This window comes from Moorena sp. (assembly GCF_982860115.1).
In genome coordinates this window covers 1-9,781 of sequence record NZ_CEYLVT010000256.1, presented here as the reverse complement: position 1 = coordinate 9,781, position 9,781 = coordinate 1, and the positions used below count along the sequence as shown (strand labels likewise).

Below are 9,781 nucleotides of genomic sequence, written 5' to 3'. Positions count from 1 at the left end.
ACCCTACGATTCTAGGATTAATTGTATTAAATAAGTTCCTGTTGGTGGGCAGTGCTGATAAAACCTACCTTACGCTTTGTAATTGCTCGGAAGCACTTCCCACCCTACGATTCTAGGATTAATTGTATTAAATAAGTTCCTGTTGGTGGGCAGTGCCGATTAAACTTACCTTAAGCTTTGTAATTGCTCGGAAGCACTGCCCACCCTACGATTCATTTTATATACGATTAAGTTTATCAAAAATATAGACAAATAAAAACGAGTTTATATTCCAATATTCTCCACAATTATCACCCTACCCACGGTCTCCATTATCTCCATATTTCGTAATAAAAAAAATTTCTAAACCCCTTGACAATATAATTAATTTATTGATATATTAATAATGTCATCCAAATTAACGAATAACTAGTCATGACGAAAAATCTTCCACCCAACTCCGATGAAAATCAGAACCCTGAAAACCCTGGTCGTAAACCTAAGAAAGTCAAGCACATCTTGATCGGTTCTCCTGAACAAGTTCGGCATACTATTTATGCCATTTATGGTCTTAAATACGCCTATCCCGACGAGTGGAGCACTCCCGAACCTACCGAAAACCCTGGTGAGGTTATGACCACTTTGATTCGATATTTCTATGTAGACTAGGATAGGGTTTTGCCAGGGTTTGACGCCCTGGCGACCAGGAATTGTGGAGGTTATTTTTAAGCTTAAGCGCTACGCGCACGCTACGCGAACAGCTATCAGCCAATGGCTGACCACTGACCACTGAGCACTGACTACGGACGAATGTATTAGTTGATCAGTCGTTATTCAGATTTGAGTGCAGTTAAGCTGTACTGGTTGACGTTTACACAATAGAATTCGGTCAAGGATTGGGGTTAACCAGAACTTGACCGATTTTTTTTAGAGCTGATTTGTCAACTCGCTGTAATCTTTGTAGGATAAGGCTTGCGCTAAACTAGAACAATTGAACTATTTAATACCAAAAAGACAATCATAGCAAGGTTTTCAGGTTTCTTAATATTTACTTTACAAATTAGCTCTTATTGGTATAGTTAAGGTAATTATTAATTTGGTAAGTTACTTTCGTTCCGGGTTTTAGGGAACGCGCACCGTAGAGATTAGGGAGTCGGAAGCTAAGGCCGTGGGCCACGCTTACTGGCAGAGCCAGACGCTGCGCAAACGCGGACGGAGCTTCGGAGCAAAAAATAAAATTGAGATGTACCTCACCCTTACTAGAAAACGCTATAGTTATAGGAGTTCTGAATTGGGTGAGTTACACAAGTTGTGGCTTTTAGGGAGTAGAAATCCCCCCTAACCCCCCTTAATTAAAGGGGGGAAAGCAGTAGGGAGTAGGGGTAAGAAAAAAGCGGTGCATCTCAAGGTTGTAAATCTACAATTCAGGGAACGGGAGAAGTTTTTTAGCCTTCAATAGCATTATGTTTGCCCAAGTCAGATGCACCCGAAAAAACCAGCAAAAATGGATGAACAAAAACTACGATCATACCTGAAGCTGATCGAGCAAGTGCTAACTTGTCCCAGCGGTGAAGAATTCAAAATTCTTGAGACCAACCGTGAGTTAGTGGATTCAGAGTTATTGCAGGTAATGGCACAAGTAGCAGAACAACTAACAGCAGAGGGCAAGCAAAATAGGGCAGAAGTTTTACTGGGTCTGAGGAGTGAGCTGTTAGATATCCTGGGAATCTCAGAAACCCCTACCTCAGCTAATCCCTCATCCCAAGATTATCTGAAATTTTTGACAGAGGTATTGCTGGCAACTGACAACAGCGATAGCGACCCGAAAGTGATCTACCCACTCCTGGGAGCCAACCTAGACAAACTGGATGATAACTTTATCAATATCCTGCAAACCTGGGCAAGTGCTAAACTCTCAGAAGCTCAAGCAGAATACATTGCTAAAGTTATTTGGGAATTCAGCAACCTGATCCAGCAGTGTCCTCTAGGCAATAAAGCCAATAACATGGAAATCGCCATTGCTGGTTACAAACAGGTGCTAACGGTGTTTACCCGTGAGAGTAAGCGGGAAAGTTGGGCAGCGATTCAAACCAACCTGGGACAAGCCTACAGAAACAGAATCCGTGGCGACAGTGCTCATAATCTAGAACTTGCCATTACCCAATACCAACGAGCATTGTCAGTTTACACCAAATCAGATTTCCCTATCTATTGGGCAATGACTCAAATCAACCTAGGCGATGCCTACAGAAACAGAATCCGCTACCACAGGGCTGAGAATCTGGAAAAAGCTATTGCCCGATACCTACTAGCCTCGTCAGTTTACACTCAATCACACTTCCCCTACTATTGGGCAGAGATTCAAAGTAACCTAGCTGAAGCCTACAGTGAGAGAATGCTTGGGGGCAGGGCTTATAATCTCGAACTTACCATTGACGCATACCAACTGGCTTTGGAAGTTTACACCCAAGAAGACTTCCCCATGGAGTGGGCACAGACTCAAGTTAACCTGGGCAATGCCTACACTGAGAGAATCGGTGGTGATAGGGCTGATAATTTAGAATTTGCCATTGAAGAATACCAACTGGCTTTGGAAGTTTACACCAAAAAAGACTTCCCCATGGAGTGGGCACAGACTCAAACCAAGCTGGGTATTGCTTACAGAAACAGAATCCGTGGGGACAGGGCTAAAAATCTAGAACTTGCTATTGAAGCATTCCAACAAGCTTCGTCCGTTCGCACCACACAAGACTTACCCATGGCTTGGGCAATGACTCAAAACAATCTGGAGCCGCCTATTGTGACAGCATCCATGGTGATAGGCAAGAGAATCTGAAAAAAGCGATACAGTTGTTTGATTCAGCAGTGGTGCGTTACGGGTAGCAACCTAACCCTGACTACTCAGGGGGTGACAACAAGGCATTAAACTGGATAGGGTGTGGGGTGTGGGGGGTAGGGGGTGGGGAAAATAGAAGGGAATTTGGAGTGAGCCTAGCGATAACAATCGGTCCGAAACCTGATTCAACCGTCCAATGCAACTTCCTCTGAGTCGTCCCATGTTTTACCCAAATGTAAAAAACCTACCCCTGTGAGCTACTCCCTACTCCCTACTCCCTACTCCCTACTCCCTATTTCTTTTTAAGAGAAATAAGTGAAGGTAAAAAAGCGGGGAGTCGTACATGAATTATCTTGGCTTGATCAAACAAGCCATCTTTGATTAGGTGAGGTAGATGCTGAGGTCTGACATTGTAAATCTTGTTGTCTATGACTTTTACTTTGCCTCCTTCTTGCTCGAATAAACCTGATTGTAATAACTGGTTAAAATAGTACTGGTCACCAAAATGTCCTGCTCTCATAGTTGAGTCATTTTGTGTTGATACCAGAGTAATCCAGCCATCTATCATTTTACTAATGAATTTGCATTTTTTAAAGGCAAATACTCCTGTGTTTATGGTTTTTTTAGATTCATAACCAAGATATTTATATGGTGTTTGATTATAGTCAACATTAGGTTCTTTAGTTATACATAAATCACAGTCATCTAGTAAATAAAATATCTGAAAAATATCACCAACAACTAAGGTGTCTGTATCAAGAAATAGAGTTTTTTGATAAGGGCTCCTTTTTAAGATGTCTACTTTTAGTTTATGAGGATTTTTCTTCTCATTTAAGGGATAGACTGTACAGCCATCTAATTCTCCCATGGGGCAATCGGTAAATAGGGAGATCGGGATAGTAGGATTAGATTTCTTGAAAAACTTATAAGCGTTAATAAATTCTTGTTTAAATTTTTCCCCAATGGCTAAATAAATTACACCACAGTCGTGGCTTGTGTTATTATTTTGACTAGGGTTTTCCTGGAAACCTTTACTATGGTTTTTACTATGGTGTTTATACAGACCTTCTAATAAAGCTTCCCCAAAATTATCTTCTGACCACTGGAAGTTAGGGTTAAGGGACATCCCTAAGCGATACTCAGCCACTGCTTCAGCGGCCATGGCTTTTCGGGCTAAGGCTTTTCCTAAGGTAATATGATACTGATGGTGATCAGGTTTGAGGTCAATGGCTTTACGGTAAAATGCGATCGCAGCTTCGAGATGACCTTGTTTCTCCAAGACTTCCCCCAAGTTGTAATGAGAGGAAGATATCGTGGGGTTAAGGCCAATGGCACGACGGTAAGCGATGATAGCTTGATCAAGTTGATTACTTTCTGTGTAAGCTTTCCCTAATTTATGATGGAAGCCACAGAAGTATTGTGCCTTCTCTGGTATCGCCAGTACATCAATTCTCTCAGTGTTAAGCTTTGTCTTTGGTTGTATTGGTTGTAAATCGTAATGATGCCGCCTCAGAAAATCGTAAATATCCTGTCGATTACCGAGGGTTTGTTTAAATACTTTCTCGTTAATCTCAATCACCATCCGAGGTTGATGTTGATATATAGTCTCTTCGGCTCCTTTGAGGGCTTTTAACTCCCAACCTTCTATATCAAACTTGATCAAGTCTAACTGGGTAAACTCAAAGGAATCTAATGGAACAGCTCGAATGGTTTGTGAGGAATCTGAATAGGAGCAAAAACTCTCTCCTGTATTCGGTCTAATCACCAAATTCAGGGTTTCTTCTTGGTCTGAAAGAGCATAGTTATAGGATTCTGCCCCTGGTACATTTAACGTCAGACATTCATAAGCTTCTGGCAGGGGTTCAAATGCTAATACTCGACCAGTTAGGCCGACTTTATTCAAGTAAGCAATGGTGTGATCGCCAATGTTGGCACCAACATCGATGGCCACACCACCCCTTGGTATATGGGGTAAAATCTCCTTCAGCAGTGATTGATCGTGATCTAAGCGTCCTACTTTTGGGATTAATTGAGTCCTATAGGTATCATTTTCAATTAATGCAATACCATTCCAAAATTTGATTGCCATAGTTAAATTTTAAAGGGAGCAGGGAGTATGGAATAGGGAACAGGGAGCAGGGAGCAGGGAGTAGGGAAAAAATCCTGGGCTCTTCTAGAGTAGTTATGATATAGCGTTTTTATCTGGGTTGTAAACAGACTTCTTTCCTTCAAACTTTAGCATGTATGCCTCTTGCCTCTTACCTTCAAACTTTTTCCTGTTCCCTATTCCCGATTCCCGATTCCCGATTCCCTATTCCCGATTCCCGATTCCCTATAATCCTCAAGAGACTTCTCTCATTTTAAGCCAAAAGGAAGCTCCTCCTTTATTAACACCAGTCATTTCAGGTAATTGCAAAAGGGATGATATTATTGCTTTTAACTCTGGATCGTAAGCGATGAAAGCGTTTGGCAAAATAATATCAAATTTACTGCCTTCTGCCAAGATGTAGGCGGCTAATACATACTGTTCAGAATAATGGCGCTTGTGCCATTTTTGAGGATAATCATAGGGCAAAAAGATATTATGGAACTCGACAATGACACCTGGTTTTAATTTGTATAAAACATCTAAAAACATTACTGTGGCATCGGAATTCATGAATACTCGATGGGAATTATCGACAAATAAGATATCCCCAGATTCCAGTTGATCAAAAATAGCAATGTCAACAGTTTCGACAGGTTTTCTAATTACCTCATCACAGATTAAATCAACTTCTGCTCTTGGCTGAGGATCGATAGATATAATCTTAGTGTTTAGCCCACCATCTTTGATCGCTCGCCTAGCGAATTTTGTGGAATTTCCTGACCCAACTTCCAAATAGAGTTTAGGCTTATTCAAGCGTATAATACTATAAAGGGATACGGCATCAAGACCAGGGAGCCAGGGATTGAATAATGATGGCTCGGGGGAGTGCTCTTTTATAGCTTTATTGGCGAATTTTAGCAGGTTTTCCTGGTATTGCAAAAAGCTATTGAGATAAGTTTTGTAAGTCTCTCTCCCTCGATTAATTATTTCATACAGTTTGGGATGAGGAGGCTTCCCAAACCCATATCTTGATTTTTGATTTATGGGATAATCGAAATAGAGGAACGTGCCATTATAGGATTTTTCAGTTTTCATTTTTAATAGCAGTTATCAATTTGGTGAGGTAGTTTTGTCTTGGGGAGTCGGGAATCGGGAGTCGGGAATCGGGAGTCGGAGTAGGGTAGGTTGAAGGTTGAAGGTTGTAAGTTTAAAGTTGTAAGTTTAAAGTTGTAAGTTTAAAATTGAAGGTTGCCTATTGCCTATTGCCTATTCCCTATTGCCTATTGCCTATTCCCTATTCCCTATTGCCTATTGCCTATTCCCTACTCCCTACTCCCTACTCCCTATTCCCTATTCCCTACTCCCTACTCCCTACTCCCTAGCTTGCCTTGTTTTTCCAAAACACTGGTCAACTGAGCCTTTACTTCATAATTTTCGGGTTGGATCTCGAGGGCGATTTGGTAGAAAATGATGGCTTGGTCTAACTGATTTTGTTTAACTAATGTATTGCCTAACTGTAGATACAGTTCAGGATCGTTGGATTGTATCCCTAATGCTTTGTGATAATTATCGAGATTATCTGGATTAGTCAGAATGGCTCGACGATAACAGCTCATTGCTTGATCTAAATCGACCTGAACTCTTTCTCGAAGCACATTTCCTAATTTTTCCTGTATCTCGGGGTCATCTGGGTTTAACTGTATAGAGCGGCGGTAGGACGCTACCGCCTCATCGGACTTTCCCAATTGAACCAATACACCTGCTAAACTACTGTGTAACTGAGGATGGCCTGGATTTAATGTAATAGCATCGCCATAGGCGGTAAGGGATTCATCCCAACGCTGGAGTTTGCTGAGGGCGTTTCCTAAGTTTTGGTAAAATTCAAAGTACTGGTTGGGGCATAGGGCTATGGCTTGGTTTAAGGCTGCTACTGCTTCGTCTAATTTGCTGTATTCGGTTAAGGCTAGCCCTAAATTATGGTGAGACCAGGGATTGTAAGGATTTAGTTCTATGGCTCGCTGGTAAGCTGTTGCTGCTTCATCCCAATTCTGTTGGGTTAAGAGTAAATCCCCTAACCAATGGTAAGATTCACAACAGTTGGGATTGATATCGAGAGCATAGCGATAGGCTGCGATCGCTTCTGCTATTTTCCCCTGTTCTCGCAAAGTATCTGCCCATTGGTGAGCGGCTAGCCAAGGGTCTTCTGATGGCGGTTCATAGTCTGGTTCTTGCCACTGTCCCAATGCTTCCAATGCTTTGCGCAAGGGGTAGTATAAATCAGGATTTTCTGGACTGAGGTCAATGGCACGACCATAAGCGATAATTGCTTCCTGCCAGTGCTGGAGTTGGGTGAGAGCCTCCCCTAATTTTTGGTAAAACTCAAAGTACTGATTGGGGGATAGGGCTATGGCTTGTTGATAAGCGGCTACGGCTTCTTCTAGCTTCCCTTGTTGGGCTAAGGCTAAGCCTAAATTATTGTGAGTCCAAGCATTGTAGGGGTTGAGTGCTATGGCGGATTGGTAAGCTGCTGCGGCTTGCTCCCAATTCTTGTTTTCTCGATATAAATCCCCTAGCCAATGGTGAGACTCAAAGCGGTCGGGATTGGTTTCAATGGCATCGCGATAGGCTGCGATCGCTTCCTCCAATTGTTTGGTTTCTCGCAGAGCATCGGCTAAGCTCTCTTTAAGCCCATTGATGGTGGGGTTAATGGTTATAGCGCGACGGTAAGCGGTAATGGCCTCATACCATCGAGTTTGCGAGCTCAGACTATCCCCGAGATTTCGGTAAACCCAAGCTGGCTGGTCTTGATTGAGTGCGATCGCATTTTGGTAAGAGGCGATCGCATCGTCTAAATTGCCCTGTTGCTGCTGACATTGTGCCAAGTTAGGATATACTATCCTCTCATTTTCCGGGTCAGACTTATTTGCGTCCTGGTAAGCGGAAACTGCTTGATCAAATCGATTAGTCTGCCTCAGAGCATCCCCGAGATTTTTGTAGATCCAAAACGGATGGCTAGGATTGAGTGCGATCGCATTTTGGTAGGATGCGATCGCGTCTTCTAAATTTCCCTGTAGTGCTTGAGCTTGTCCTAAATTGTGATAAAAATCGGGATGGTCTGGCTCAAACTGCATCGCCTCCTGGTAAGCCTCCATGGCCTGATCCAGTTTTCCTTGAGCCGTCAGAGCATCCCCGAGATGTTTGTATACCCAAAACGACTGTTGAGGATTGAGGGCAATTGATTTTTGGTAGCTTGCGATCGCCTCTTCTAAATCTCCCTGCTGAGCCTGAGATTGTCCCAAGAGGTGATAAATTCCTGGATTATCTGGCTGTAACTCAATTGCTTCCTGGTATGCTGCAATTGCTTCACTCTGTTGTCCTTGCTGTCTCAATTGGTTCGCAATACTTACAGAAGTTTCAACCATAGCTAGTTCTATTTGGCAGGGCATCCTAATACTATTTCTTTATACTGTTATTTAAAGATGGTTAAAAAATTGTGTTCTATCTAGCATTTTCTAATCGAATTGATTCTGCTATCTTAGGGATTTCGCCAAAACTTGATTATTCTAGCTAATCGATTCTAGCTAATCTATTCGATTTGCTTATATAAAATAGCCTTTGCATTTGAGATGTAAACCTTAATGGTCTTTTTTTCTTGGACAATAAAACTGAGGATCGCTTTCCCCTGTTGCCTTTTGGCTCTTGCCTTGTGCCTTTTTCGGCAATACGTGTGTTTACAACTCAGATGCAAACTCTATAACAATACCATCAATATCAAGGATTAGCAATCAGCACAATGGCCGAACCGTTGTATATCAAGCCAGAGATTCCAGCAACCCTAGGCATCAGCATTTTCACGGTGCCTAAGCCTTTCCTAGGTAAGATTGGTATCATCCAGCACAACGCCATTACTAGCTGGACTTTGCTCAAACCTAAGCCAGAAATCATTTTATTTGGTGATGAAATTGGTACAGCTGCGATTGCTCAGGAGTTAGGAGTTAATCATGTTCCTGATATCGAGTGCAATAGCTATGGCACTCCTCTACTGGATAGTGTATTTGCCCAAGTCCAGGAGCAAGCAACTTACGATATCATCACTTACATCAATGCTGATATTATTTTACTGAAGGATTTTACCCAAGCCATTCAACAGGTCTGCCAACACCTAGACACATTTTTAATCACTGGACGACGCTGGAATCTTGACTTGTCCAATCCCATAGAATTTCAGTCTCCTACCTGGGAAGAAAGCCTGTGTCAACAAGTCTATCAAACCGGTTGTTTAGGTGCTCATGATGCTAAGGATTACTTTATCTTTCCTAAATATTTATTCCCTACTATCCCTAAGTTTGCGGTAGGACGGGGATATTGGGATACCTGGATGGTAACTACTGCGGCGATGAAGGGTTATCCCATAGTCGATGCCAGCGAAGTGGTGATGGCAGTGCATCAAAATCATAGCTACGGTCATCTGATGGGGGGCAAAAATGAGGCTCATATGGGTAAGGAAGCCCAACAGAATAAAACTATTGGCAATGTCCAAGGACAAGGCACCATTGCTGACAGCACCAGGCAGCTAAAACCCTGGCATGATCACGATTCACCACGAGTTAGTGTGATTATTATTGTTAATAATACTAGCGCGCTAGTTAAGCGAGCAGTGGACAGTGTGCTGGCTCAAAACTATTCCGACTATGAAATTATTGTGGTGGATGGGGCTGGTAATAGATCCCCCCTAGCCCCCCTTAATAAGGGGGGGATGCGAGCAGCAGGGAACAGGGAGCAGGGAGTAGGGAGCAGGGAACAGGGAGTAGGGAGCAGGGAGCAGGGAACAGGGAACAGGGAACAGGGAACAGGGAACAGGGAACAGGGAACAGGGA

At 42.7% G+C, this 9,781-nt stretch carries 7 protein-coding genes; 4 read left to right on the top strand and 3 right to left on the bottom strand.

Going from position 1 to position 9,781, the window contains the following annotated elements:
* The first annotated feature begins 414 nt into the window (after positions 1 to 414).
* The gene (locus AC4II3_RS28190) at positions 415 to 648 is read left to right on the top strand and encodes a hypothetical protein (RefSeq protein WP_070394947.1); all 234 of its coding nucleotides are present in this window, start codon (positions 415 to 417) and stop codon (positions 646 to 648) included.
* Positions 649 to 1,483: 835 nt separating this feature from the next.
* A complete protein-coding gene (locus AC4II3_RS28185; protein ID WP_488017342.1) occupies positions 1,484 to 2,815 on the top strand; it encodes a tetratricopeptide repeat protein in 1,332 nt (443 codons plus the stop codon).
* A 292-nt stretch (positions 2,816 to 3,107) separates the two neighbouring features.
* Here the strand turns inward: AC4II3_RS28185 and AC4II3_RS28180 are convergent, their stop codons facing one another.
* Both AC4II3_RS28180 and AC4II3_RS28175 read right to left on the bottom strand, forming a co-directional pair.
* Entirely contained in the window at positions 3,108 to 4,904 is a 1,797-nt protein-coding gene (locus AC4II3_RS28180) for an FkbM family methyltransferase (protein WP_488015724.1), read from the bottom strand.
* A gap of 252 nt (positions 4,905 to 5,156) precedes the next feature.
* On the bottom strand, positions 5,157 to 5,999 hold the full coding sequence (locus AC4II3_RS28175; RefSeq protein ID WP_488015722.1) for a class I SAM-dependent methyltransferase: 843 nt from the start codon (positions 5,997 to 5,999) through the stop codon (positions 5,157 to 5,159).
* A 146-nt stretch (positions 6,000 to 6,145) separates the two neighbouring features.
* Here AC4II3_RS28175 and AC4II3_RS28170 point away from each other — a divergent pair, with 146 nt between their 5' ends.
* The gene (locus AC4II3_RS28170; protein ID WP_488015720.1) at positions 6,146 to 6,286 is read left to right on the top strand and encodes a hypothetical protein; all 141 of its coding nucleotides are present in this window, start codon (positions 6,146 to 6,148) and stop codon (positions 6,284 to 6,286) included.
* On the opposite strand, the gene AC4II3_RS28165 is transcribed toward AC4II3_RS28170, so the two are convergent.
* Positions 6,269 to 8,326 (bottom strand): tetratricopeptide repeat protein, encoded by a 2,058-nt coding sequence (locus tag AC4II3_RS28165; protein ID WP_488015718.1) that lies wholly within the window; start codon positions 8,324 to 8,326, stop codon positions 6,269 to 6,271. The two genes, AC4II3_RS28170 and AC4II3_RS28165, sit on opposite strands and share 18 nt — an antisense overlap.
* A gap of 371 nt (positions 8,327 to 8,697) precedes the next feature.
* Between AC4II3_RS28165 and AC4II3_RS28160 the strand changes: the two genes are divergently transcribed.
* Positions 8,698 to 9,781: glycosyltransferase (locus AC4II3_RS28160; protein ID WP_488015716.1), on the top strand; the 1,084-nt coding region annotated here is incomplete at its 3' end.